This window comes from Couchioplanes caeruleus (assembly GCF_003751945.1).
GTDB lineage: Bacteria > Actinomycetota > Actinomycetes > Mycobacteriales > Micromonosporaceae > Actinoplanes > Actinoplanes caeruleus.
In genome coordinates this window covers 1-24,267 of sequence record NZ_RJKL01000002.1, presented here as the reverse complement: position 1 = coordinate 24,267, position 24,267 = coordinate 1, and the positions used below count along the sequence as shown (strand labels likewise).

Sequence of the window (24,267 nt, the reverse complement as noted above, 5' to 3'; positions counted from 1 at the left end):
GTACGACATATCCGCGCTGGTAGAGACCGGTGCGCCGGTATCGATCCCAAGGGGCTCGGAGCTCGCTCAGGCGTCGGCCGGGCGGCGCTGGGTGAGGAGCTGGTCGTGCTGATCGAGCGACGGCGGGCCCGGCCGCGAGTCCGGCGGGAGCTCGGTCACCCGCGCCTCCACGCTCGCTGGGTCCGGCTGGTTGGGCAGCAGCTCGGGCAGCGCCTTATACAAGGTGCTGCGCGAGACCTTGAGCAGCTTGGCGATCGAGGAGATCGAGTGGTCCGGCTCGTTGAGCAGCTGCATCGCGTACGCGATCTTCTCCGGGGTCATGGCCGGGGGGCGGCCGAGGCGCTGCCCGCGGGCGCGGGCGGCGGCCAAGCCCTCGTTGGTGTTGGCCACGATGATGGTGCGGACGAACTCGGCCAGAGCGGCGAAGACGTGGAAGACGAACATGCCGCCGGCGGTGGTGGTGTCGAGCTTCTCGTGCAGCGACTGGAAGCCGACGCCGTGGCGTTTGAGTTGGCCGACGATGCCGATCAGGTCTTCCAGGGATCGGCCGAGCCGGTCGAGGGAGACCACCACCAGGACGTCGCCGGGGCGTACGTAGTCGAGCATCTTCGCCAGCTCGGGCCGGTCGGTGTTCTTGCCAGTGGCCTTGTCGAAGAAGCAGCGCTTGCAGCCGGCCGCGGTCAGCGCAGTCTGCTGCCGGGCGAGGTTCTGCTCCCGGGTGGAGACCCGGCCGTAGCCGACGAGCACGCCGGCGATCGGCGCCGCGGCGAGCGGGTCGTCGGGCGAACTGAGCATCACCGCGCCCGAGGCGGTCGGCATGCCGGGGCCGGTCACTGCTTTCCTCCCGGAAGCACTGTTAGCCGCGGTCGTGGTCCCTCGATGCCGAGCTCGTCGTACGCGGCGCGGTCAAGCTGGACCTGCCGTTGGGCGGCGCCCTCACGGCACGACTGCGGCGCGTCTTTGCAAACGAGAGTCTCGGCGCGGCTCACCGGGTCGGTCAGGATCTGCACGCTGCGGCCGATCAGGGCCTCGCGCGGGAAGTCGTCAAAGTCGCGGCCGCACAGCGAGCAGACCGGCCGGGTGCTGCCGTGCTCGGTGAGCAGCGCGGTGAGCGCGCGGGCCTCGTCGGCGCGGGGCGTGGTGGGGTGACCGCAGGTGCAGACGGCGCGGCTCCGTCGACCGGCGGGCAGGAAGCCGGCCGGCAGATGCACGCGCCGGGGGTCGAAGTCGCTCACCCGTCCATTGTGTCCGAGAAACCCGTGATCGCCTTGTTGGACACATGGCATTTTCGGACGGGTTTTTCAGACGGCTGTGACCTTCAAAGGTCTACGGCGCTGAATCTTCGCCGGTAGTTGGCGTTGCTGCTTCGGGCGGTTGGACGCAGTACAGCTTGCTGCGGGAGACGCCGATCAGGTCGGCGATCTCGGTGACGGGCACGCCGGTGGCCCGCAGGTGTTGCGCCAGTTCGTCTTGCTCCTGGGTCAGCGGAGGCGGTCCTGGTCGCCGGCCGAGCTTGCGGCCGGCGGCGACGGCCTCGGCGAGTCCTTCTCGGGTGGCCTCGGAGCGCCATGCCTTCTGGGTTTCGATCAGGCCGTGGGTGACCTGGCGGAGCAGTTCTCCGTGCTCGGCGGTGTCGAGCTGTTCGCGCAGGGCACGGAACCGCACGCCGCGGTGGTCGAGTTGGATGAGCAAGTCGGCAAGGTAGTCCAGGGAGCGACCGATGTGGATGAGCCGGCAGACGATGAGGGTGCCGCCGGCCGGGACGGCAGCAAGCGCGCGGTCGAGCTGGGGCTGGTGGGCGCGGATGGAGACCTGCTCGTCGCAGTAGATCGCGGTGCAGCCGGCGGCGGTCAGCTCGGCGCGGACCGCAGTGATGTCGTCGACTGGTCGGGTGCGGGCGTAGCCGATGACGGTCACAGCACGCCGATGACCAGGGACTCGCGGGCGGCCTCGACGACTTCCTTGGTGACCACCGTCAGGTGGTTGATGTCCAGGACGCGCTTGATCTGGGCGACGAGGCGGGCGGTGAGCCGGAAGTTGCCGCTGGTGATGCGGATGATCGTGGCGAGGGCCTCGGCGGTGGTGAAGTCCTGCGGGTCGTGCAGGCCGAGTTCGGGCCAGTGCCGGGCCAGGACGAACGCCTGTTCCTCGGCGGAGAGCACCCGGAAGTGGTGCACGAACCCGACGCGGCTGTAGAGCTGCGGGTAGCGGGCCAGGCGTTTCTCGATGCCGGGCATGCCGATGAGGATGAGCCCGACACCGGTGCGGTCGTGCCGGTCACGCAGCTGTTCCAGGGTGGGTGTCTTGAGCCGGTCGGCCTCGTCGACGAGCAGCAGCTCGGCGAAGCGGCCCTGGTGGCGCGACAGCGCCGGCGGGTCGTGCTCGGGGTGCTCGAGTGTCTGGACCATCCAGGAGACCCGATCCTGGACGAAGGCCAGCTCCTTCTCCAGCCGGCTGGGGCTGTTGTGGACCTTCGGGGTGTAGACGGCGCTGCGGGTGTCGAGGATTTCGCGCGGGATGCTCTCGGTCTCGAAGAACTTGAAGGTCTGCACGGCGTGCTCGACCAGGTCCCAGCGGGCGTACCGCCGCGCGGACAGGGTCTTGCCGACCCCGGGCGGGCCGTAGCACAGCCCGATGTAGCGCTCGCGGCGTACGGCGTCGGCGAACTCGGCGAAGCGCCGGTACTCCTTGGTGATGACGAACGGCGCCTCGGCGGGCGGCGGTTCGGGCTGCTCGGTCAGGGTGGGCAGCGTCGCGATGGCGGCCTCCTTGGCCGCCCACTGCTCGGGGGTGTCTTCGACCTCGGGGTCGGCCATTGCTCAGTCCTCCCGGTAGAGCTTCAGCGCCGGTGCGGTCGGCCGGGCCGGCTCGCCCTGCGGTGCCGCGGGTACGGGCTCGGGTGGCTGGTGCACGGCCAGGAGCCGGTCCACCACGCTGGCGCGTTCGGTCAGTCCGTGGGTCAGGCCACGGCGGCGGGCGTTGCGGGCGGCGGAGATCTCCTTGATGCCGATGTTCTGCGCGGCCAGCTCGGGGCAGATGGCCCGGCACAGGAACTTCTCGTCGTGGAAGACGCGGATCTCGGCGACGTCGCGCGGGTCGTATCGGATGGTGACCGCCTCGCCGACGTACTCGCCGAGCACGCTGGTGTCGAGGTAGCGCAGCCCGAACAGGTGGATGCCGTCGGGGTGGACCTTGCGCGGCTTGGCGATGGTGAGTAGCAGCAGGTCGAGCTGTTCCACGCTGTCAGGCAGGTGCGGTAGGAATCCGGCGGCGTCCCAACGGGCCTGCGGCGGCTGGCCGGTCTCGCTGTGCGGGCGCTGGTTGTATTCCGCGACGATGAACCGGCCGATCGCCGCGTCGAGCTCGGCGAGGGAGAGCTTCGCCTGTCCGGCCCGGTCCTTGGTGCCGCGTGGGGCGTAGCCGGGCAGGGTGGGCAGGCACATCTGGTTGATCGTGGAGAAGTACCGCTCGATCTTGCCGCGGCCGCGGGGCTTGCCCGGTTGGGAGAACACCAGGCGGATCTTCAGGTCGGCGGCGACCTGCTCCATGTGCTGGGAGGTGAAGTCCGAGCCGTGGTCGGTGTAGAAGGTGTCGGGGATTCCGCAGACGTGCCAGCCGGGTTCGCTCTTGCGCCAGATCGCCTGCCGCAGGGCGAGGGCGGTCTGGATCGCCGACGGGGCGCCGAGGTTGACCGCGTACCCGGCGATCGCGCGGGAGTGGTCGTCTTCGATGACGGTCAGCCACGGCCGGGCCGGCTTGCCCGACGGGGCGATCACCCACAGGTCGAGCTGGGTGTGGTCGGCCTGCCAGACCTCGTTCGGCCGGTCTGCTTCCCGGCGGTGGATCAAGTCGAACACCTCCCGGTAGCGCTTGTCTCCGTCCAGAGCCAGGGTTCGCATCGCCGGGTCGATGCCGCGCACGATCGTGTACACCGTGGCGTAGGACGGCACCGGCCAGCCCTCGTGCTTGGCGACGTCGACGACAATCCGGTGTACGTGCGCCGCTGACGGCCCGGGCGGGCGCAGCGCCAGGCCCTCGATCAGCAGCCGCAGCTGCTCGGGCAGCCGCCGGGTGCCACGGTCGGCGCGCGCCCGGCGGGCGAGCCCCGCGAGGCCGTCGGCGCGGTAGCGGGTCAGCCACCGCTGCGCGGTGCGCAATGCCACCCCCGCCTCGCCGGCCGCCCGTGGCAGCGGTACCCCGTCGTGCAGGTGCGGGCGCAGCACCCGCCACCGGTGCAGCGCCTGTGCCCGCGCGGCCTCCGGCAGCTCGGCCAGACCGGCCAGCGCCGACGGAAGGTGCGAGCCGCGCACCGCCGTAGGTTATGTCCACATCGGTCGATGTGCCGGACGGACACGCGGAGGTGTTCCATATCCAAGGAAGTGGAACGGCAATTCCGGCGGCGTGACCGCACGCCGGAAACCGGCCGCCAGCCGTTCCAAAAGTCGTTCCACAAATAGCGTTCCGAAACGATAGTACGGAAACGAGTTCCGGTACGATGGCGTGGTGACAGCCGCCGCACCGCACCCGCCGGCCGGGCTCGACCTCGGCTACGCCCGCGTCTCCACCACCAAGCAGAGCCTCGAGCGCCAACTCGAAGCGCTTACCGCCGCCGGTATCGGTGGCGAGCGGATCTTCACCGACAAGCGCACCGGCGCCACCGTCGACCGCGAGGGCCTGGCCGCGTTGCTCAAGTACGCCCGCGCCGGCGACACGATCGTCGTGCACACGCTCGACCGGTTGGGCCGCAACCTGCGTGAGGTGCTCAACCTCGTGCACGACCTCGCCGAGCGGGGTGTCGGCGTGCGCTCACTGGCCGACCCGCTGCCGATCAACACCGCCGACGAGGGCATGGGCCGCATTGCGTTCCTGCTGCTCGCCCTGTTTGCCGAGATGGAACGCACCTTCACCGCCGAACGCGCCGCCAACGCCCGCGCCGTCGCTGAGGCCAAAGGCCGGCACGTCGGCCGCCCCGTCGCTCACCCCGCCGACCGCATCGAGTACGCCCGACTGCTCAAAGCACAGGGCGCCAGCCTCGGCGCGATCGCGGCCAAGACCGGCATCCCGAAGACCTCGTTGCACCGCTATCTGACCGCCGTCGAACCGGCGGCTTGAGCTCGAAGAGGAACGACCGCCATCCGCTCAGGCAGTGTCACGCGGAGGACTCGTGGTGAGCCAGCCACTGGATCTCTTGGCCGTGGGGACCGGTGAAAGCAACGCCTTGGCCGTCAACCGCAAGCAGGAACCTTGCCGGGCCTGCGGGATCGACCTCCATGGTTGCCGCCAGTTCGGGCAGAACGCCCACGCCTTCGTTCGAGATCCAGTGCCCGGGCAGACCACGGACTAGGTTGATGAAGGCACTACGGGTGTCCGGCGGAACATAGGTCAGTACCGCGCTGTGGAAGATGACCAGCGTGGCATCGGCCGGCGCCTGGGCGGCCAGCGCCGGCAGGTCGGCGAGCAGATCCCCTTTGACCATGCGCGGCGGATCCGCGCGGGCGATGTCAACCGCGGCTTGCAGCCGCTCGCGCCGTTGCTGCTGCTCCGGCCAAATCAGCGCATCGAGCCACCGCACATCATCGTCATCGTTGACGTCGAGCGGATTGAGGTCCAGGCCAGCGCGCCACGCCACCGTGGGCATCGATACCGGCCGTGGAACGTTATCGCTGACTGCGCAGGTCAGCCGTACCGGGCTGACCGCAGGGCCGAGCACCTGCTGGTCCTGACCGTAGCGGTACTGGTAGGCATCGGGATACAGGCACAACCCGGCGGAAGCACCGACTTCCAACAGCGCGAGGGGCTGCCGCAGTCGCGCCAGGACCGGCAGCAGGGTGGCACATCGGGCCGGCTCGTTCGTCTGCGTCCGCCGCTGGAGCATGGTGGCGGACAACGCCGACCAGTTCTGCAGGACCCAGTCCAGGAAGTCATCCGGAGCGCCGAGCGGCGCACCAAGGTACTGAGCCGCGGCAAGGAGCAGGTTCGGCTGCCGCTTCTCCTCCGGCAACCCATCCAGGAGTCCCAACACCTGCTGGTCTGCACCAACCGCCAAGGCCAGCGCCTCGTACGTCGGCGACTGGCCCCGCGCCTCACGAACCGCAAACGCCTGATACCACTGAGCTGTCGTCATCACATCACCGTGCCCGCACAGCACGGAGGGCGCTATGACAACGATCTCAACGTCCAGTCGCACGCCCTGTGGTCACGCCACGAACCCCCGAAAGTTCGCCGCCACATACCGTCGAAGATCACACAGACGGCCCTGATCGCCGCCTGAGCCAGTTCTTGATCTTGTCCGGGAAACGGTCGATTTTCGGACACTCGGCCTGGTGACCGGGCGCAACCGAGGCATGGGGGCGAACGCTACCGGCAGCACTGCGCGTTGCGATCCTTGCCGCCCCGGTGGCCGGGCGCAGCACGTACCTCTGATGCGGGAGCAACACCTTGAACGTGTTGCGATCCTCGCCCGGCCTTGTGGCCGGGCGCAGCGCGGCGAGCGGCCGCCGCAGTGAGGGCACGGCCAGATGTTGCGATCCTGGCCGGCCTGACGGCCAGGCGCAGCTCGAGCGTGGTGTCGGAGCGGGTCGGCTCGACGGAGCCGTTGCGATCCTCGCCGAGCCTGGTGGCTGGGCGCAGCGTCACGCGGGGGTGGATCCAGGAAATGTTGATCTGGTTGCGATCCTCGCCCGGCCTGGTGGCCGGGCGCAGCCGCGCGGACTCAGCACAGCAAACCTGCTAACGCCTGGCTGTTGCGATCCTCGTCCGGCCTGGTGGCCGGCGCAGCCCGCCCGGTGGCGCCCGTCTTCGCCAGCGGTTCCTCGAAGTTGCGATCCTCGGCCGGGCTGGTGGCCGGGCGCAGGTGTGTAGCGGCCTTGACCGCGGACACTTGCTTGTCGTTGCGATCCTCGCCCGGCCTGGTGGTCGGGCGCAGCCCGACGATGTCGCGCAGCGTCAGCGGGCGCTGGTAGTTGCGATCCTCGCCCGGCTTAATGGTCGGGCGCAGCCTGCCGGTGGCCTTGCCGGTGGCGTGCCACCAGATGTTGCGATCCTCGTCCGGCCTGACGGCCGGGCGCAGCGGCCGGGCTGGTCAACAAGCCGAGTTGCGATCCTCGCCCGGCTGGCGAGCCAGGCACAGTGCTCGCTCACAGCTCGAACACACCATCGGGGCCGAAGTTGCGATCCTCGCCCGGCGCCTGGTAGCCGGGCGCAGCCTTCTCGTACAGGGCGGGCTGCTCATAGCCGCGGAGGTTGCGATCCTCGCCCGGCTTAATGGTCGGGCGCAGCGTGCGGGATCCCCCTAACAGTGATCTCGATCGAAAGTTGCGATCCTCGCCCGGCCTGGTGGCCGGACGCAGCCATGCAGGGCCGTGTACGGGGCCAACGGGATGCCCCAGTTGCGATCCTCGTCCGGCTTGGTGGCCGGGCGCAGCTCCTGCAGTAGGGGCATGGCGTTTCCTCATACCTCGTTGCGATACTCGCCCGGCCTGAAAGCCGGGCGCAGCTGCTCGAGGACGCACACCAAGTTTGGGTGTAGAGGAAGTGCGATCCTTGCCCAGCCAGGTCGCCCCGCCCAGTCTGACGACGGGTACGGCGGCCGCGGAGCAGGCGACGCAGTTGCGATCCTCGCCCGGACCTGATGGTCGGGCGCAACCCCATGTCATTTTGGTTCGCCTGGGCGGTACGCGTTGCCGTTGCGATCCTCGCCCCACCTGACGGCCGGGCGCCTGCGTGTGGAGCCATCATGGCCAGAGGTCGACCAGTGGGGTGAATTCGACGCCGGTAGGCAGGTCGGTGGTGTCGATGCTGCGGGTGTAGTCGGTGTGTTGGCGTGGTGCTTTGTCGGGGTTGGCGCGGTACAGCGTGATCCGGCTGGTGAGGGTCGCGGCGGGGGCGACGCCAAGGGGGTCGGGGTGGTTGAAGATGTACAGGCCGCAGAGTTTCATTTCGCCGCGTGATGCGGCGCGGTCGTGGTCGAACATGACGGTGAGGGCTTGCCAGAGGGTGGCCATGTCGTCGCTGGTGACGCCGGTTTTTGTAGCGCGGGGGGCGGAGAAGAAGGCGTGGGCGCGGTACAGCCCGTAGGGCACGGTCCATTTGGAGCCCATCTCGGTGACCTTGCCGGCGGCGAGGTCTTCGGGACGGGTGGGGGTGACGCGGGTGATGGCGTGGTCGGTGGGCAGGATCGCGTCGAGGCTGCGGGCAAAGGTGAGTTGCATTGGGCCGCGGACTTTGCCGGCGCCGCCTTTGGTGGTGCCGGTGCTGAGTACTCCGCCGAACATGCGGATGTCGAAGTAGTGCTGGCACAGCCATTGTTGGGCGTTGTCGGGGTTGCCGGGGTTGGCTTTGAGGGCTTGCTCGATGCGGGTGTTCAGGGCGTGGCCGGCTTCGACGAAGATGCCGTAGCGGGGGTCGTCGCCGCGCAGCAGGGCCACGGTGTCGCGGATTTTGCGTTTGAGGGCGACGTCGGTGACCAGGCCCTGGCCGGTTTCGTCGTCGGTGCGGGGCTGGTTGCCGCCGTCGGGGTCGCCGTTGGGGTTGCCGTCGGTGACGTCGAACAGCAGCACGGCGTCGTGGCGGCGGGTGGGGTCGAGGTGGGCGGCGCTCATGCCGGGACTCCTTCAGTGTCGGCGTCGGTGCTGCTGTCGATGTCGAGGGCGGTGTCGTCGCTGTCGACATCGAGGTCAGGGTCGATGGCGCCGCTGGCGGCTTTGGCCTGCTGACGTTCCACCGTGGTGGCGGCGCGTTGCTGGTGGTAGCCGAGGATGAATGCGGCTTGCTCGACGACGACGACGGCGGCGGGGATTCCGCCGGCGTCGGCGATCTGGTTGAACAGTTCGTCGAGGCGCTGTTCGTAGAAGTACGCGGACTTTGGCCGCACGCGGCGTAGGCGTTTGAGCCAGGCGCGGGCGTCGCGGCGTCCGGCGACCAGGGCGCTGAGCGGGCTGGTGATGGCGCGGGAGAAGTAGCGGTCGGCGAAGGTGGTGTTGATGCTCTGGTTGTAGGCGCGGGCGTTGGCCAGTTGTAGGTCTTCCAGGACGGCGAAGATCCGGCCGGCGAGGTAGGCCGGTGACGGGTGGTCGGGGTTCAGGGTCGCCATGAGGGCCTTCCGGTCGGGAGCGGGGATACGCGGGTGGCGGCGCAGGATCAGCCGGATCAGCGCGGCGCGGGCGGTGTCGACGCGCCTGTCGGCGCGGATGCGGTGGATCACGTGGGTGAGCAGGTGTGGTGGCAGGGGCCGGCCGAGCAGGGCGGCGGCCAGCAGGGCGCGGTGCGCGCCGTGGGGGCGGTCCTCACCAGAGGCACCGAACTCTTTCCAGACGCTTTTGCGGGTGTCCCACCGTCCGCTGACGCGGGTCAGATGGCCCAACGGAATCCGGGTGGGTGCGCCGGTGAACGCGTCGACCATTTCCAGGTCGGTCAGCCACGCGGCGATGTTGGCTTTGAGCTGCGGTAGGGGCATCTGGACCCAGCCACGGACGACGACGCGGGCGGAGTTACCGGCGACGGTCACGGTGCAGAACGCCGAGGTATCGTCGAGCTCGGTGTGCGAGCCGCCGCGCACGGCGGCGAGCAGCTGCGGCACGTCGGCGTCGTTAGGTTGCTCGAGAGCGCCCATCGGGTCGTAGTCGGCGCCGCCGACGATCCACCACGCCAGGCGGGTGTTCTGCCCGGAGTAGGCCACGCTGTGGTTGGGGTCGGACAGCAGAGTGGTCAGCGCGGAGGTGAACTTCAACGCGCAGCCGGTGCAGATCGGGGTGTGTACCAGTGACTTCTTCAGTTCATAGCCGTGTACGGCTTCGTTGACGCTGACCAGCGACGCGTTCTTCAACGTCCCGGGCAGCCACCGGCTGGGGATCTGCTGCGGGATCGTCTTGAGCAGCGGCTGCACCCGGGCGCAGACCAGGCACAACCCGACCGCTCCGGAGCCCTTGCGGGCTGCGGCGACCGTAGCCCAGTAGCCGATCGCCGCCTCGCTGGTGCAGGCCACGGTGCCGGCAACGCGGAACGCGACCAGGTCGCCGCGCCCCCACCCGGGCGGCTGGTCCACACTCGCGTCGCGCTGGTGGCGGTAGAACTCGGCGATCGCATGCGCCGGGCCGCGCGGGTCGCCGACATGCTTGTCCCAGGCGTAGATCAGTTCCTTGAACGCGGCGTGCTGCTTCGGCGCCCGCTCCGGGTTGCTGCCCTCACCGATCCAGCCGAGCACGTACTCCGGGTTATCCACGGCCAACGCCGGCGCGATACCGACGGTGCGGGTGACCGACGGCACCAGCCGCGCTACCCCGTACTTCCGGGCGCGGTCGCTCGGGTCGGCGGTGTCGGTCAGCGGGCCGGCAACAGTGCCGTCGGGGTGCAGGTCGAGCAGCCATCGCACCGCCTTCCGCGCGTAGAACGGCGGGACAACCTCGCCGCTGGCATCGGCGAACTCGACCAGGCGTTGCAGCAGCATCAGCGTCCCCCACCCGGCAGGTCCAAGGTGAGGCCGTGTTCCGGTACATGCAGCACACCGACATCCAGGCGGGCGGCGAACCACTGCATGCTCACCACGCCGCGCGGGTCGCGCTCAATGGAGTGCAGCATGATGCCCAGGTCTTCGCTCAGCGTGTACTGGCGCGGGGTGTCGTCGGGCCAGCAGAAGTCGGCGCTGAACTCACGGGTACCTAGATAGGGCTGCTGGAAGCAGGCGCCGCGGCGGACCCGGCGGCGCAGCTGGTCGCGGTAGGCGGCGGCGGGCTTGTCGGCATGCGCGCGGGTCTCGATGTGCGCGTGGATGCGGTACGCCACGTCGCGCAGGCAGACCGCGTTGCGCTGGTCGCGGTGGGCCACGGTGTCCACCCGCCGACCGCCCTTGATCGCATCAGCCAGCGCAGGCACGTCGCTGGTCTCGTTCCGGCGGATGGTGAACTGCCGGATCGGGTTGAGCACCTCGATCGCGACGATGCGGTAGCGCATCTCGGGTTTCCAGAAGATGGCCTCCAGCACCCCCACCGCCGCCGAGGGCGTCATCACCGGATAGGTGACCCGTTCGACCTTCAGCTCCGGGCGCGAGAACAGCGCCGCGTCGCCGCGGACCTGCACCGCCACCGGCGGCTCACCAGCTCGGTTACGAGGCAAAACGAGTGCATGGGGGTCGGTCACAGCACCAGTCCTTCCACTGCGGTGTCGATGGTGATACCGGTCGCGTCGTCGTAGTCGCCGCACCACTCGACCAGCGCGCCAGCCGTGCCCGGCGTGCCGAGCACCGGGCGCAGCAGCGCCTGCACATGCGGGCGGGCGCGCAGGACGCTGCGGTTCAGGGTGGTGGTGTACGGCTGCAACCGGCGCACGTCGCCCATCGCCGGTACCGGTGCATCCCGCAGCCGGGTCAGGGCGTCGTCGACCTCTTGACGCTCATCGGGGTCGGCGGCCTGCGGGGTGATCACGGCGAGGCTGTCATCGTCGATCATCCGAAACGCCTGAGTCTGGTCCCGGACGCCGCTGGTCGCGTCGATCACCGGGCCGCTGGCCACGGTCTCGAACGCCCATCGGGTGCGGGCCTGCTGGATGCGCTGCCCGACGTGGCCGGGGTCGGCCAGGTTCAACGCGTCGTACAGCGACCGGTAGTAGGCCGGCAACGCCGTGACGTCGTCGGGATCTCGGCCCGGCCCGAAATGCAGCAGCGTGGCCCCGACCGCGGCCCGGTACGACGGCGGCTGACGGGCATCCGACGCGGCGAAGATGACCACCCGGCCCAACCCGGCAAGCCGGCCTTCGCGATTGGCCCGGCCGGCGGCCTGGAGCAACGAGTCCGCCGGTGCCAGCGCCCGGAACACCACCGGAAAGTCAATGTCGACGCCGGCCTCAATCAGTTGAGTGGACACCAGCAGCACCGGCAGGCCCGCGTCCAGCCGTCGTCGCACCTCGGCCAGCACCCGACGACGATGATCGGGGCACATCCGGGTGGACAGATGCCACGCCACCCTTTGCGCGGTGTCACACTCGTCGCCGGTGTGGCGCCACTGCGCGAAGACGGTCTGCGCGTCGGCGGTGGTGTTGACCACCACCATCGCGCAGCCCAGCGCGGCGGCCTGGGCTGCGATGCCGGCCAGCGTCGGCGACGGGTCGAGCTGCCACTCGAACGAGACCCGACGCAGCCGGCTGGCCACCGCTGGCAGGTCGGTGATCAGGTCGGTGGCCTCCAGGTGCGCGAACGGGCTCAACGCCCAGAAGTCCGGCTGCGTGGCCGAGCACAACAACACCGTCACGCCGAAGTGCTGCACCAACAGGCGCAGCCCGTCCAGGATCGGCATCAGCATCGCCGGCGGCAGCGCCTGCACCTCATCGAGCACGATCACCGAGTCGGCCAGGCGGTGCAGCCGGCGCACCGCGGCGGGCTTACGCGCATACAACGACTCGAACAGGCGCACGAACGTGGTCACGATGAACGGCGCATCCCAGTTCTCCGCCGCCAGCCGCGCCCACCGCCGCGCTCCGCCTGCGTCGAAGTCGACGCCGCTGTGATGCTCCAACACCACCGGATCGGCGTCCCGCTCGTCGTCGAGCAGCTCGCGGTACTGCAGGGCGTTCTGCTCGGTGATCGTCAAAAACGGCACCGCGACGATGACCCGTCGCTTGCCGTGCCGGTGCCCGTGCCGCAACGCGAACCCGGCCGACGCGAACGTCTTACCCGCCCCGGTCGGCGCCGCCAACCGGAAGATCCCCGCCGGACGCTCGGCGGCCTCCACACATCCGGCGTAGATGCGTTCCCGCAGCGCATCGATCGGCGAACCCCGGCGTGTGGCGAGCTTGCCAGCCCGGCGGGTGGTGAACCGCTCGTACAACACCCCCAGGTCCGCCTCCGGGCGCACCCGCGGCGCCGGCAAGCCGGCGAAGTGCGCGGCAGTGTCCAGAAAGTCCGCGTCGACCAGCGCGCTGAAACACAACCGGACCGCCATCTCACCCACCAGACGGTCCTCGCGCCACACCGGCGGCACCGCCGCACGTAGATCAGCGGGTAGGTCCGCCACCAACCCATCCAGGACCTGCTCAGCGCTGGCCACCTCAGCGGCACCGTCGGTCACCCGTGACTTCAACGCCGGCCCGAGATCCTGCATGTCGACCAGGCCGCTGTGATGGCCCCAGATACCCACCGCGAAGCCGCCCAGGCCCCGCTCGTGCGCGACCCGCGTTCCCAACGCCTTGTGATCGGTGCCCACCCGGCCGCCCGTGACCGCTGCCCGCGCCAAGCCCGCCTGCCACGTGCACGACGCCTTCCCCACGTCATGCAACCGCCCCAACCAGTACGCGACCTGTTGACCACCGAACGGCGCAGCGAAGTTGCCTGCCAGATCCGCGACCGCTCGCAGATGCGCATCCAGGCTGTGCCACCCCCCACCCAGGGCAGGGCTATGCGCCCACAACGGCGTACCACTAGACACGAATAGTCCTCAATCCACGGTTTGCCGCATCTGAGCCCGTCCATCCCGCCACGCCGAAACACCCACCGTCAATGTCAGATAGCCACCAGTAGCAGTTCGCGCTAGCTGGGCTGCCGCACTCTGGTCGGGATCGAGCACGCGCCGGACCCTATCGCCACCGTGTGACACTTCGACGCGAGCCGACTACTCCTGGTGATCCACTGCGCGACCCGCCCTGTCTATCGACGCCGACATCCGCACGGGCACCAGCCTCAGTAAGCGCACCAAGGACACCGAGCGCATGAACCAGGGCCTTCCCAACCTAGGAACCTCCGGTGACCGCCGCACGAGCTGTCGGTTCCTCACCACGAAAAGCCCCTAAAATAAGGCGAAGAAGACACGCACCTGTCCGCGCCCGAACACCAGAACGGCCATACAGGCAGCTCACGAACCGCTGCGCCCGGCCACCCGGCTGGGCGAGGATCGCAACCAGTCGAGCAGCCGAAACATCTCGACGGCCCGCGTGGTGCTGCGCCCGGCCACCGGGCGAGGATCGCAACCCCCGAGGCAAGGTCCACGTGTCCACCGCCGCTGGTGGCTGCGCCCGGCCACCAGGCCGGGCGAGGATCGCAACGTCGTCTACCGCCCGGCCGCGTTCGCGACCGTGACCGGCTGCGCCCGGCCACCCGGCCGGGCGAGGATCGCAACGGCTTGTAGGCGCCGTTGCGGGTCAGGTCGACCCGGCTGCGCCCGACCACCAGGCCGGGCGAGGATCGCAACGCCACCCTCGGCGGCGCCCCGTGGGTCATCACCCGGGCTGCGCCCGGCCCACCGGGCTGGGCGAGGATCGCAACGCGACCTGCCACCCCATGCGGAACGTCAGGCGGATCGCTGCGCCCGGCCACCAGGCCGGGCAAGGATCGCAACGTCAGCGTGGAGACCAACGCCCGGCCCGGACGCGGTCGCCGCCCACGTCGCCCGCCGCCCGCACTTCTAGCTCCGGCCCGGTGCACCCGAGGTCGCGCGCCGGACTTCGTCCTGCCTGAACAAAGTAGGCCCTCGCCGACGAAACGGGGAGGGCCTATGGACCTACACAGGCGATGCCACAACCTGAACCTCGAACGTCGCGATCGGCCGATCACACGACACGCAGCGCAGCGCGTAATGGGCAAGCCGTTCCACCTCGCCGACAAGCTGGAGTGAGTGATCCCGGTGACCCAGGCGGCCGGCGAGCCGGGCAGCTGCCGACCAGAACCGTTCGTCCGCGAACTCCCGTTCGGCCACCAAGTGATGCGGCACCGGATCCGCCATGCCACCGGCAATCATCGGCTCGTACCCGCGTCGAGGTGCTGCTCGTGGCCCGGTCGCGCCAGCTCGTGCCGGGCCGCGGTGACACAGGGCGCCCCGCTCTGCGACCGGGCCGCGGCCCCCGCGACGGCATCCTGTGTCGTGATCGGGTACGCCTGCGCGGCAAGTAGAGCAGCTTCGCCGTAACCGGCGGCGACCTGCGCAGCACCCGCGTCGGGCGTCTCCGCTGCCGGGTCAGCGGCAACCCCGGGAGAGCCCGGGTTGCTCGCGGACGACTCCCTCGACGCCGGCGCGGTCTCCGAGACGGGGTCCTCGGCGACGCCCCCGCCGCGGCTTTGGGTGCCGAGATCGACCGGGCCATCGAGCCGGTCGTCAATCGAGCGGAACGCGAATGCCGCCGGGGTGTGTGCCTGATCGACGAACGCCGGCACACCACGCAGCAGCATCTCGACGTCGTGTCCCTGCTCCTCCAACTGGTCGAGCTGGTTCACCAGCGCGCCCCACGCCTTGCAGCTGATCACCCGCTCGGCGCGTTCGTCGGACCACGCCGCCCGCACATGCGCGGCGGCGCGCTCCTCCCGGTCACGGGCACTCCGACGCTCTGCCCGTACGGGCTGGGCCTCGCCGAGCTCGCCGTCCACAACCGCGGACGCCTCCCGCCCGGTGTCGCGCTGCGAGCCCGATCGCGCGTGGCCGCGGGTCGCCTCGGCCTGAGCCGCCCGGTCGGCGGCGGCGCGGTCCAAGGCATCGGACAGCCATGCCACATCCTGCGAACTCGGCGTTGTCTGCGCGGCAAGGTCGACGCGCACACCGCGCTCGGCGAGCCGCTCGACCACCACCTGGCGGGCCTCAGCGGCACGCGGGTCGACGTGCTGCCACGTGGACGCCGCCCGCCATACCCGACTGATGTCCTCCGCTCCAGCCTCGCGCCACCACTGCCGACGCATCGCCGCGCGCCACACCGCGGCGTCGGCCTGGTGGTACGCCCGAGTCTGCTCGCGGACCCGCCGCACCTGCTCCCGATCCCGCTCGGCCGCCTCCCGCAGCCGCTGGATACGCAACTCGATCAGCGCCATCAACAGCTGGGTCGACGCGTTGACCACCGCGGCGACCACCCCGCTGGCCCGCGACATGATCTCGTCGACCTCGGTGCCCTGACTCATCTGCAGTCTCCTCCCCCGTTACCGTTCCTCGCGCTCTGCTACTCGCTCCCGGCGCGGACCGGGAACGCTCGGACGGACCGGCGTGACCGCCGGCGTCCCGGCCCGGACCGGCTCCGGCGCCGCCGGTGCCGACGCCGGCGGCCCCTGCCTCACCTCATGGGCCTGCCGCAGCAGCGGCATCATCTGCTCCGCGGCGACCCGGGCGGCCCCGGCTGCGTGCGCGTCCTGCTGTGCCTCCCGCAGTCGCGCAAGGGCCACGATCAGCCGAGCGGCGGCCACCATCAACGCCACCACGGCCGCCGCCTCACGGCTGTGCCGGGCGGCGCCGGCGATCGTGATCGCGTCCGAGACGCGGGCCAGCTCGGCGGCGATCGTGCTGGTCTCAGGCGCCGGACCGGAACGCTTCGGCGCCGCCGCACGAGCCAGGATGTCCGCCGCCCGCGACACCGGCCCCTGGCCCGACGATTCCGCGATCACCGCCGTCACCGCGAGGGCATCGGCACTCGCGCGCGCAATCGCGGGCCACTCCGCAGAGCCCGGCGCGACCGCGGCCATCCGCGCGGTGATGTCCTCCAACGCCGCGGCGGTGGCCCGCCACACCCCGACGCGCTGCGGTCCAGCCAGAACCCGATGTTCGCGCGGCACCGCGTCCTTCCACTGCTGCGCCGACAGGCGTTCCCCACTCGGCCAGCGCTGCCGGACCCGGTGCAAACTCAGGTCCTGATCGAGCAGCCGACCGGACAACCAGCGCGGCTTGCCCGCGCGCCGCTCGGGCGGCAACGCGACCGCGTACCCGACCGTCTTCGCCGGATCGTCGGCGTCGGCGCGGGCGGCCACGAGCAGCCCGGCGGCCTTCATCCGAGCCACCCAGTCCGCCTCATCCTTCGCTCCGGCGAGCGCGGCGCGCACCTCGCGGCGCAGCAGCTGCCGATCAGTGACGCGGCGCCCCGCGGTGCGCGCCTGGTCAATCTCCGGCCGGTTCTCCGCGGGCCGGGTGGTTGCACCAGCGCGGCCCGGGGTGTCCTTGCGCAACCCGAATACGTCCTCGATGCGGTCGCACACCTGCTGCGACTGCTTCCATTCGCCGCGCAGATACACCGGGGCGCCGTCCTCGGTCGCCCGCGTGATCACCAGATGGATGTGGTCGTTGCCGTTGACTGACCGGCCGTGATGCACCGCGATCCACCGGCAGCCGGCCCGCTCGGCGTCGCCCGCGAAGCCCATCTCTTCCACGTACCTGTGCGCGATCTTCGACCACTCCGCGTCAGAGATCTCGCGCTCGTCGACGCGCACCGACAGCGCGACCTGCAGCACGTACTCGTCGATCCCGCGATCGCCGAGCGCCTCCTGCGGCGCGTCCAACTTGGCCGCGAGTTCGCCCAGCAACCACCGACCCGGGGCGCTCGGATCTACCGGCGGCGCCAGCACCGCAGGATCGTCATAGCCCGCCACGATGCGCGGATTCGTATGCTCCTCGGCCTTGCCCGGACCCCACAGGTACTCCAACAGACCGCGTACCCGGGTTCCCTTGGTGACCTTCGGGATCATCGCCGCATCCGCACCGCGGCGACCGCCTCGTCCGCCGCGGTGGCAACCTTGCGGACGTACTCCGCGATCGCCGGCAGCTCCCCCACCGGCTCGCCGAGCGAGTGCAGCTTGGCGACCGCCTGGTTCAAGTTCGTCGCCGCTCCGCGCAACTGTCGGTGGATGCCCATCAGCTCCAGCAGCTCCATCCGGCGCACCTCGCCGTCCTCGGGCGCGTCCTGCAGCACCGGCTCAGCGGCCATCTCCTCGACAACGTGTTCGGGATCGGTGCCGGTCGCCGGTGCCCGGCCGACCTGCCACGCCGACGGCCGCAGACTCGCCTCCGCTACGTACGCCGCGGGTGCCAACCGGGCCGCCGCCGCGAACACCAGAACCTGAGCCAGCTCCTCATCGGAGTAGCGCGGGGTGATCCGGTTCTCCCGCGGTACATCGCTACGGCGGCGGCGTCGCGATGCCGCGGCGCCGGGCTGAACCGCGCGCCGGCGCGGTGAGTCCGTCACTCCTACCTCCCCCATGAAGCGCAGCGACCGACCCCGAGAGGAGTCCGCTGCCGCCGCCTCGATCAACCGCGTTGGTCGGTAAGGCAGCCTTTCCTTTTAACTTGCTCCGTTCTCCAAGGCCTGTGCGCGCGTCCTGCGGCACCTGCCTCGCAGGACGCGCGCGGCCGCGGTGCAGCCCCGCGCTTCAACCCCGGTGCCTTCCCCGGGAACGCGGGATCGTAGTTGGCGGCCGTCCAGCGTCAAGGGCGCTTCGCGTCGCTCCGCGATGGCCCTGCGGCCCACCCTTGACTCCATCCGACCTCGGCACTGCAAGGGCGTCTGTTCCCGGCGGAAAGGCGGTTGGCGAACAGACCTCCGTTGGGAGGTCCCTGTCCGTACGCCGAGCCAAGGAGCCCAGCCGTGACCCTGGATCTCTACACCCGACCCGACGTCGACCTCATCGACGACGAGTGCGGCCACACCATCGTCACCATCTCCGGCGAGCGCCAACACCACGAGATCCCCGACGACGGCGCCCCGCACTCCCCCACCAGCGAATGCGGCTGCGGACCGCAACGCCACCTCGTCGGCGGACACACCGTCTACGAACACGTCGACCAAGACCTGTGCTGACCGCCTCGGCCGCACACCCAGTCCTGCGCGAAGATCGACGAAAGTCACCCGCCAAGGGTCACAGAAGATGATCGTTGTCGCTACCCTCAGCATTCGACGCTAGATCATCCACGCACGGGGAGGAAAGCCCAATGCCACGCGACACCACCCCCAAGGCCATCAGCAGCAAGGCCGAACGTCAGGCGCTAGAACTGCTACGCGCCCGCGCCGCCGGCATCGGCGAAGCCGCTGTCCTACGGCACCGTGTCGACGAGCTCACCGCCGAACTCACCGCCGTCACCGACGAGTACGCCGCGGTGCTGGCGAAGCTGCGCGAGAACGGCTGGTCCGATGCCGAGCTCAAGCAGCTCGGCCTTACCGAGGTGACCGCCGGCGGACAACCCGCCGGACGTCGGCGCCAAACCCGAGTTGCCGCCGTTCCCGCTCCGCGCGACTCCGAGCCGACGCCATCCGCAACCCCGCATCTCGAACAGCATCCCGAGCACACAGCCCTCAGCTGATCACGAAGGCGGCCCGGCCGGAGCGTCCGACGCTCAGGGCGATCATCCACGGGTGATGTCGACGGTCATCAGGCACGGCCGGAGGACCCGTCCTGGCTGATGGAGTAGTAGCGCCGCCGGCTTGTCGCCTTAAGAAGCCACAGCTCCGCCCCCTTAAGCGCCAAGAGGCCCCACCCCGACCGTTGAGGAACATCGAACGGGGCTGGCGCTAGGGACGATCTTGGCCAGTTCTCCGACGAGGGCGGATGGAGCGCCCCGCCACGACCGAACCCGGCCCGTATCGGGAATCCCCGAGAGCGTTACGAAGGCATTGCCACCGCACCGCGTTCTAGCGGCGGCCGGGCAGCCAGGCCATTCTTAACGCCGTGGACAGCCCTTCTCCGCGACGTAGCCGCCCGCATGGCTGGTCGGTCCTGCTTGGCCTGCTCCTGGCGGCGGTGGGCAACATGGGCTACAACCTGCTCTCGGCCGACCTGGGCTACCCAGGGGTTGCCGCCACCTTCGCCGCCGGGATGGTCGTCGTCGCCGGCCTGTGGGTGCGCCGTGAGCGTCCCGACGCCCCCCTGGTCCGCGCGGCGATGTACGCCCTGCTAGCCGGATCGCTACTCGCCACCGCTACCTCACTGCTGATACCGGAACGGCTAGCTGGCTATGCCGTACTCGCCGCAGCCGTACTTGTCGCTGGCGCGGTGCTCATCCCCCGAGACTACGAAATTGCCGCCGACATCCTTTGCGCTGCGGCATTCATCGGCGTGGGAACGGATCGCATCAACGAGAATCTGGCCGGCCTCTTTGGCGGGCGGTTCCTGCTCTGTGCGGCGTGCGTTCTCACGGGACTGGCCACAATCCTGACCGGGCTGTGGTTCCTGATGGGCCGCCAGTCCCTGGCCGTAGTGGGGTTCATCGGCGGCGGGCTGGTGGGCGCCGTGGCCGGGCTGGTGTTCCTGTCGCACGGGCAAATCCCGCTCGGGGTGGGGACCATCGTCGGCGGACTGGCGAGCGCCGTGTTCGGTCTCGGAGTCCTGGTGGACCGGCAGCCCCTACTCGGGGTGGGCGGCGTCGTCGGCGGACTGGCGTGCGCCGTGTTCGGTCTCGGGTTCTTGGTGGACCGGCAGCTCCTGCTCGGGGTGGGCGGCGTCGTCGGCGCGCTGGCGGGCGCCGTGTTCGGTTGCGGGTGGCTGGTGGGCCGGCAGCTCCTGCTCGGGGTGGGGGGCATCGTCGGCGGACTGGCGTGCGCCGTGGTCGGTCTCGGGTTCCTGGTGGACCGGAAGTTTCTTGGCGGCGCGGGGATCGCTGGTCTTGGGCTGGCGGTAGGTGCCTACGGCGTGCTTCTTTTAACCGAGGCTGGAGCGGGACGGCGGCTAGGCGCGTGGCTGCGAACCCAGCGTGGCCTACCACCAGTAGAAGCGGCGGCGACCGCGGTGAGCGGTGACACCGCCGCGGCGGCAGCACCAACTCTCCCCACCTCTATTGAGAGCGGACAGCAGAATACCCGGCCAACCCGACGGCGAAGCCGTCGCGGGCGACGCTCGTAGGTGCCGACGCCACAACGAGCATCGATAGGGGCAGGACGCGCCGCACCTGCACGAACATCGCGTTGTCGCCCGCCAAATCGAAGGGGCGCCCTACGACTGCGCGGAGCCGATGAGCGGACGTCACCTTGTCACGATGCGGGCGGGCTTCCCTCCAGGAGCAGACCCTTTCGACCGCATACCGTGCATCTCTGCGAGCGCCACCAAGCATCGTCTTCGCCTCGGCTGACGTAGCAAGCCTCTTGAAAGTCGCCACCGCAGGAACATTCGGTACCGCTTGCGCTGCGATGCAGGTGATGACCGACGTGTCCCGGGCGGTTCTGCGTAAGCGGCTGGCGCCGGCGGTTGATTCGATCGTTCGCCCGCGCGCCCGCGCGGGCAGCCATCGACTCTTCCCAGGTGCCGCTCATGGCGGCACTGTAGCGCTCGGGCCCCGGCGGACGAACTCTGTCACCCCTGCACGGATCTGGCACCGCCGAGCGTGCGCACGTCGCTGGCGCCCGGCCCTCACACCACCCAGAGCGTGAAGTCGCTCCCGTAACCGCCGCCGATACTCAGGCTTCCGTCAGCGGGACTACTCGGAGGCGCGGAACGGCTGCTGGCAGAGGCCGCAGGTGATCGGGCCCAGCTGCAGGACGGTAGGGGCTACGCGAATACGGCGCGGACGGGGGCACCCGCACAGGGCCACGATGTTGTTGTTGCTGGGACTGGTGCCCGGGCTGGGCGTGGCGGTGCTCGGCTCGACGATGCGCGTGACGCCCACCGCGGCGCTGAGTTCGTCGAGCACCGTGGCGTAGATGTCGGCGGTACGAGAGGGCATCTGGGTCTGGGACCACCCGGTCGATGCGCTCTGCGAGACCTCCAGGCCGACTTCGCGGGCGAGGTCGGCGTAGGTCTTGCTGTGGTAGCGGCCCTGCCGGCTGGTGTCCTTGATCCCGCGGGCGTGGGCCAGGCCGTGCGCGGCGTGGTGCAGCAGGGCGGCCATCGCGACCGGGCCCGCGGTCAGGGATCCATCGCCGAGCTGCAGCTCGGGGACGGGGTCGCCCTCGGCGCGGGTCCATTGGGTGGCACTGAATCCGCCTCGGTCGCCGCGCCGGCCGGTGACGATGGCGACCTCGGGCACCTCGGGATGCCGCGCGCGGATGGCGGCCCAGGCGTGCTCGAGTACGGCTAGCAGCGGCGCGGTGATGGTCACGGGCCGAATCGTAGGCGCCGGCGCCGTCGCGGTAACGGCGGCCGCAGTAGGCATCAGCGGTGTCCTTCGGGGTCAGACATTCGAGCGGGCGGTCGACCTTCCTCCACGATGACCGCCGGTCCGGCTACGGCCGCCGCCGGCCGCGCGGCAGCCCGGAGCCCGCGTGCTCGATGCACGTGGGCTCCGGCCCCGGCGCGAGCGCGGACCGTCGATGAAGCACCGATGGTGCGGCTACTGCTCGGCGTCTCGCGCGCCGATGCGGGTGGTGTCGTGCGCGGCGGTACGCGGTCGCCAGTTCGTGGCGTTAACGTCGAGCAGATGCGGGTTGATGGTCCAGTAGCCCTCGCAGCCGACTAGCACGGTCACCGTTTCCCGCTCGGCGTCTCGCCATAGGAGGTGGCCGAAGATGAAGCCGGGGAGCTGGGTCACGTCGGTGTCGCAGTCGGGGCACACCGGGCTGAGTTGCTCGCCGTTCAGCCGCCCGGCGGTGAGGGCGGTGACGGCGCGGTGCAGGTAGGTGGTGGTGCGGCTGTCCAGCAGCATGGTCGAACCTCTTCCTGGGCCGTGGACCCGGCGGACCCGGCCTGGTGTCGTGCCTGTCGCATGTGGTGGTGCCACTCGGCAGACCTGGCGGTCGCCGGCGCCGGTCGCCGCCGCGTCGTCTCCTCGCGGATCACGGGATCTCGGGCCGGAATCGCGGCCGGCGGGCGATGACCCGTGGTGCCCGGCCGGGGAGCGTCCCCGAGCCGGGCACGGTCGGTGGCTACTGCCAGGGCTCCAGCTCGCGGCCGGTGATGGCCTCGACCACGGCGGCCATCAGCACACTGGCCGCGTTCGGGGTGACCGCGTTACCGAGCATCCGGACCTGCTCGCGTTTGGTTCCCAGCAGGATGTAGCCGGGGGCGAAGGCCATGCCCGCGCGGATCTCGTCGACCTCCAGCATCCGAAACGAGCAGTCGTCGACGTGCAGCGCCGGGGCCAGCAGGGCATCGCCCGGCACGGTGGTCTGCGCGGGCAGCGGCGCGGCGACTGGGCGCAGGGTCCCGGTGTCGTAGCCGTAGGTCACGTGGTCCCAGCGCACCAGCGACTGGTGACCGGCGGTGGTCAGGGTGCGCATCGGCTCGTCCAGCGGGGTGGACATCTCGGCGCCGCCGGTGTTGTTACGCATCAGCAGGCCCTGATGCGTGCCCCCGGCGGCGAACGTGACCAGCGGGCTCTTCGCAGCCGGGCGGGCGACGCCGTTGTTGCGCAGCGGGATGACCAGCGCGTCCTGGTGCCGGGCGGTCTGGGCCCGCATCGGCACGTCGGTGTAGCGGGCCTGTTTGCCGTCACGGCCCTCCAGCGGCACCAGCATCGCCGGGACGACGATGCCCTCGGTCTCGCGGGTGGCCCGGGCACGCATCGGCTCGGTGACCGCGCGGGCGCCGTCGTTCCACGTGCCGCCGGAAGGCACCAGCATCGGCGGGCACGCCAACGCCTTGGAGGCCGTGGTGTGCAGGGTCTTGAACGGTTCGGTCACCGGCCACGACCGCACGCCCGGGCGCCGTTCGAAGGTGTTCCCGGCCGCTTCGAGGGTGACCGGTCCCGCGTAGCGGCGCAGCCCCGCCGTGATCCGTGCGAGGGTCTTGGGCTGCAGCGGCCTGGCCCGGTCGCCGATGCGCTGCCCGGGGATCGTCCAGTCGATCGCGGCGGCGGCGGGCAGCGCGTACGGCTGCACCTGCGCGCCCCGGCAGCGGACGTGCGGGCACTGGTAGACGTACTGCTGGCCGTAGCGCATCGCGCGACGCGCGCCCGGCTTCTTGTCGAGCATGACGGCCTGCACGTCGGTGTCGCAGGTCGGGCAGTACGCCGTCGGCCGCGTCCACTTGGCGAAGTCGGGCTCGCGGTACTCCGCGCGCCAGAAACAGAAGTAGACCCGATCCCGCAGCTGCGGGGCGCCCGGCCCGAACGTGCTGGCGAACGCGGAGTTGAGCACCACGATCCGGTACCGGTATCCGAGGTTCTCCATGCGGCGCAGCCACTCGTCCAGATGCGACCACTTCAGTACGTCGGTCACGTTCTCCACCAGCACCGCGCGGTAACGGTGCACCTCGGTGAAGCGCGGCACGTCCTGCATCAGCATCCGGGAGCGGTGCGCGGCCTCGTCGGGCAGCGGCGGCTCCTCGTCGGCGGCGAACATATCGAGCTGGACGGGCTTGCCGTCGTAGTCGACCTTCACGCCCTTGGCGATACTCCAGTTCGAGCACTCCGGGCTGAACCAGCCAACGTCAGTCGTGGGGTGCCGGTGCGGGTCGATGCCGCTGATGTCGGCGATGTCGTGGTCGGCGTGCGGCAGGTTCTCGTTGTGCGTCTTGATCGCCAGGTCCCAATGATTGGCGGCCATCCTCACCGTCACACCCGGGACACGCTCCATGCCGGAGCTGCTGCCTCCTGCGCCGCAGAAGTAGTCCGCCACGGTCAACTCCGTACCGGTAGGCTCAGTGCTCAAGGTCGGGGTCCTCTCCCGATCGGCCCCCGGTCC

22 protein-coding genes are annotated in these 24,267 nt (G+C 70.3%); 4 read left to right on the top strand and 18 right to left on the bottom strand.

The genetic code is table 11. The annotated features are described in order from the left end of the window. Nucleotides 1-66: 66 nt before the first annotated feature. The 5 genes from EDD30_RS37585 to EDD30_RS37565 all read right to left on the bottom strand — a co-directional run bounded on the left by EDD30_RS37585 (nucleotide 67) and on the right by EDD30_RS37565 (nucleotide 4,310). Nucleotides 67-834, bottom strand: a complete 768-nt coding sequence (locus EDD30_RS37585) for a recombinase family protein (protein WP_425321286.1) — start codon at nucleotides 832-834, stop codon at nucleotides 67-69. Further along, a complete protein-coding gene (locus EDD30_RS37580; RefSeq protein WP_071804538.1) occupies nucleotides 831-1,235 on the bottom strand; it encodes a hypothetical protein in 405 nt (134 codons plus the stop codon). Before EDD30_RS37580 ends, EDD30_RS37585 begins: the two co-directional genes overlap by 4 nt. A 91-nt stretch (nucleotides 1,236-1,326) precedes the next feature. After that, nucleotides 1,327-1,917, bottom strand: coding sequence for a recombinase family protein (locus tag EDD30_RS37575; protein WP_084556270.1), 591 nt, complete (start codon nucleotides 1,915-1,917; stop codon nucleotides 1,327-1,329). Beyond that, nucleotides 1,914-2,816 (bottom strand): AAA family ATPase, encoded by a 903-nt coding sequence (locus EDD30_RS37570; protein ID WP_084556271.1) that lies wholly within the window; start codon nucleotides 2,814-2,816, stop codon nucleotides 1,914-1,916. The genes EDD30_RS37575 and EDD30_RS37570 overlap by 4 nt, the downstream gene beginning before the upstream one ends. Nucleotides 2,817-2,819: 3 nt before the next feature. Further along, nucleotides 2,820-4,310 (bottom strand): Mu transposase C-terminal domain-containing protein, encoded by a 1,491-nt coding sequence (locus EDD30_RS37565; protein WP_123678921.1) that lies wholly within the window; start codon nucleotides 4,308-4,310, stop codon nucleotides 2,820-2,822. A 193-nt stretch (nucleotides 4,311-4,503) separates the two neighbouring features. Between EDD30_RS37565 and EDD30_RS37560 the strand changes: the two genes are divergently transcribed. After that, on the top strand, nucleotides 4,504-5,112 hold the full coding sequence (locus EDD30_RS37560) for a recombinase family protein (RefSeq protein ID WP_071804649.1): 609 nt from the start codon (nucleotides 4,504-4,506) through the stop codon (nucleotides 5,110-5,112). 37 nt (nucleotides 5,113-5,149) lie between these two features. On the opposite strand, the gene EDD30_RS37555 is transcribed toward EDD30_RS37560, so the two are convergent. The 10 genes from EDD30_RS37555 to EDD30_RS37515 all read right to left on the bottom strand — a co-directional run bounded on the left by EDD30_RS37555 (nucleotide 5,150) and on the right by EDD30_RS37515 (nucleotide 17,907). Further along, nucleotides 5,150-6,124 (bottom strand): DUF2332 domain-containing protein, encoded by a 975-nt coding sequence (locus EDD30_RS37555; RefSeq protein WP_071804651.1) that lies wholly within the window; start codon nucleotides 6,122-6,124, stop codon nucleotides 5,150-5,152. Between the two features lie 588 nt (nucleotides 6,125-6,712). Then, nucleotides 6,713-6,880, bottom strand: coding sequence for a hypothetical protein (locus EDD30_RS39640; protein WP_170047212.1), 168 nt, complete (start codon nucleotides 6,878-6,880; stop codon nucleotides 6,713-6,715). A gap of 853 nt (nucleotides 6,881-7,733) precedes the next feature. Next, nucleotides 7,734-8,600, bottom strand: coding sequence for a type I-C CRISPR-associated protein Cas7/Csd2 (cas7c, locus tag EDD30_RS37550; protein ID WP_071804541.1), 867 nt, complete (start codon nucleotides 8,598-8,600; stop codon nucleotides 7,734-7,736). Beyond that, complete coding sequence (gene cas8c, locus EDD30_RS37545; RefSeq protein WP_071804543.1) at nucleotides 8,597-10,444, bottom strand: type I-C CRISPR-associated protein Cas8c/Csd1; 1,848 nt, start codon at nucleotides 10,442-10,444, stop codon at nucleotides 8,597-8,599. Before cas8c ends, cas7c begins: the two co-directional genes overlap by 4 nt. Further along, nucleotides 10,444-11,079, bottom strand: a complete 636-nt coding sequence (gene cas5c, locus EDD30_RS37540) for a type I-C CRISPR-associated protein Cas5c (protein ID WP_123678920.1) — start codon at nucleotides 11,077-11,079, stop codon at nucleotides 10,444-10,446. The genes cas8c and cas5c overlap by 1 nt, the downstream gene beginning before the upstream one ends. A 50-nt stretch (nucleotides 11,080-11,129) precedes the next feature. Then, nucleotides 11,130-13,412 carry a CRISPR-associated helicase Cas3' gene (cas3, locus tag EDD30_RS37535; protein WP_244945699.1) on the bottom strand — a complete coding sequence of 761 codons (2,283 nt, stop codon included), beginning with the start codon at nucleotides 13,410-13,412 and terminating at the stop codon, nucleotides 11,130-11,132. A 1,068-nt stretch (nucleotides 13,413-14,480) separates the two neighbouring features. Further along, nucleotides 14,481-14,702: a hypothetical protein gene (locus tag EDD30_RS37530; protein WP_071804547.1), complete on the bottom strand. Its 222-nt coding sequence runs from the start codon at nucleotides 14,700-14,702 to the stop codon at nucleotides 14,481-14,483. A gap of 11 nt (nucleotides 14,703-14,713) precedes the next feature. Continuing rightward, nucleotides 14,714-15,862, bottom strand: a complete 1,149-nt coding sequence (locus tag EDD30_RS37525) for a hypothetical protein (protein WP_071804549.1) — start codon at nucleotides 15,860-15,862, stop codon at nucleotides 14,714-14,716. Nucleotides 15,863-15,880: 18 nt separating this feature from the next. Beyond that, complete coding sequence (locus EDD30_RS37520) at nucleotides 15,881-17,410, bottom strand: relaxase/mobilization nuclease domain-containing protein (RefSeq protein ID WP_071804551.1); 1,530 nt, start codon at nucleotides 17,408-17,410, stop codon at nucleotides 15,881-15,883. Beyond that, the gene (locus EDD30_RS37515) at nucleotides 17,407-17,907 is read right to left on the bottom strand and encodes a hypothetical protein (RefSeq protein WP_244945698.1); all 501 of its coding nucleotides are present in this window, start codon (nucleotides 17,905-17,907) and stop codon (nucleotides 17,407-17,409) included. The genes EDD30_RS37520 and EDD30_RS37515 overlap by 4 nt, the downstream gene beginning before the upstream one ends. A 399-nt stretch (nucleotides 17,908-18,306) precedes the next feature. Between EDD30_RS37515 and EDD30_RS37510 the strand changes: the two genes are divergently transcribed. From EDD30_RS37510 to EDD30_RS37500, 3 genes are all read left to right on the top strand, one after another. Next, complete coding sequence (locus EDD30_RS37510; RefSeq protein WP_071804553.1) at nucleotides 18,307-18,519, top strand: hypothetical protein; 213 nt, start codon at nucleotides 18,307-18,309, stop codon at nucleotides 18,517-18,519. Between the two features lie 131 nt (nucleotides 18,520-18,650). After that, nucleotides 18,651-19,019, top strand: a complete 369-nt coding sequence (locus tag EDD30_RS37505) for a hypothetical protein (protein WP_071804555.1) — start codon at nucleotides 18,651-18,653, stop codon at nucleotides 19,017-19,019. Nucleotides 19,020-19,384: 365 nt separating this feature from the next. Then, the gene (locus EDD30_RS37500; RefSeq protein ID WP_143162624.1) at nucleotides 19,385-20,554 is read left to right on the top strand and encodes a hypothetical protein; all 1,170 of its coding nucleotides are present in this window, start codon (nucleotides 19,385-19,387) and stop codon (nucleotides 20,552-20,554) included. 571 nt (nucleotides 20,555-21,125) lie between these two features. On the opposite strand, the gene EDD30_RS37495 is transcribed toward EDD30_RS37500, so the two are convergent. The 3 genes from EDD30_RS37495 to EDD30_RS37485 form a co-directional block, all read right to left on the bottom strand. Then, a complete protein-coding gene (locus EDD30_RS37495) occupies nucleotides 21,126-21,746 on the bottom strand; it encodes a hypothetical protein (protein ID WP_084556272.1) in 621 nt (206 codons plus the stop codon). Nucleotides 21,747-21,977: 231 nt separating this feature from the next. After that, on the bottom strand, nucleotides 21,978-22,289 hold the full coding sequence (locus tag EDD30_RS37490; protein WP_071804561.1) for a hypothetical protein: 312 nt from the start codon (nucleotides 22,287-22,289) through the stop codon (nucleotides 21,978-21,980). A gap of 220 nt (nucleotides 22,290-22,509) precedes the next feature. Continuing rightward, on the bottom strand, nucleotides 22,510-24,234 hold the full coding sequence (locus EDD30_RS37485; protein ID WP_071804563.1) for a DNA cytosine methyltransferase: 1,725 nt from the start codon (nucleotides 24,232-24,234) through the stop codon (nucleotides 22,510-22,512). Nucleotides 24,235-24,267 lie beyond the last annotated feature (33 nt).

Coding starts and splice junctions, on each gene's coding strand:
- EDD30_RS37570 (WP_084556271.1), bottom strand. CDS start 2,816: ATGGCCGACCCCGAGGTCGAAGACACCCCCGAGCAGTGGGCGGCCAAG.
- EDD30_RS37555 (WP_071804651.1), bottom strand. CDS start 6,124: ATGACGACAGCTCAGTGGTATCAGGCGTTTGCGGTTCGTGAGGCGCGG.
- cas7c (WP_071804541.1), bottom strand. CDS start 8,600: ATGAGCGCCGCCCACCTCGACCCCACCCGCCGCCACGACGCCGTGCTG.
- cas8c (WP_071804543.1), bottom strand. CDS start 10,444: ATGCTGCTGCAACGCCTGGTCGAGTTCGCCGATGCCAGCGGCGAGGTT.
- EDD30_RS37530 (WP_071804547.1), bottom strand. CDS start 14,702: ATGGCGGATCCGGTGCCGCATCACTTGGTGGCCGAACGGGAGTTCGCG.
- EDD30_RS37525 (WP_071804549.1), bottom strand. CDS start 15,862: ATGAGTCAGGGCACCGAGGTCGACGAGATCATGTCGCGGGCCAGCGGG.
- EDD30_RS37520 (WP_071804551.1), bottom strand. CDS start 17,410: ATGATCCCGAAGGTCACCAAGGGAACCCGGGTACGCGGTCTGTTGGAG.
- EDD30_RS37505 (WP_071804555.1), top strand. CDS start 18,651: ATGCCACGCGACACCACCCCCAAGGCCATCAGCAGCAAGGCCGAACGT.
- EDD30_RS37490 (WP_071804561.1), bottom strand. CDS start 22,289: ATGCTGCTGGACAGCCGCACCACCACCTACCTGCACCGCGCCGTCACC.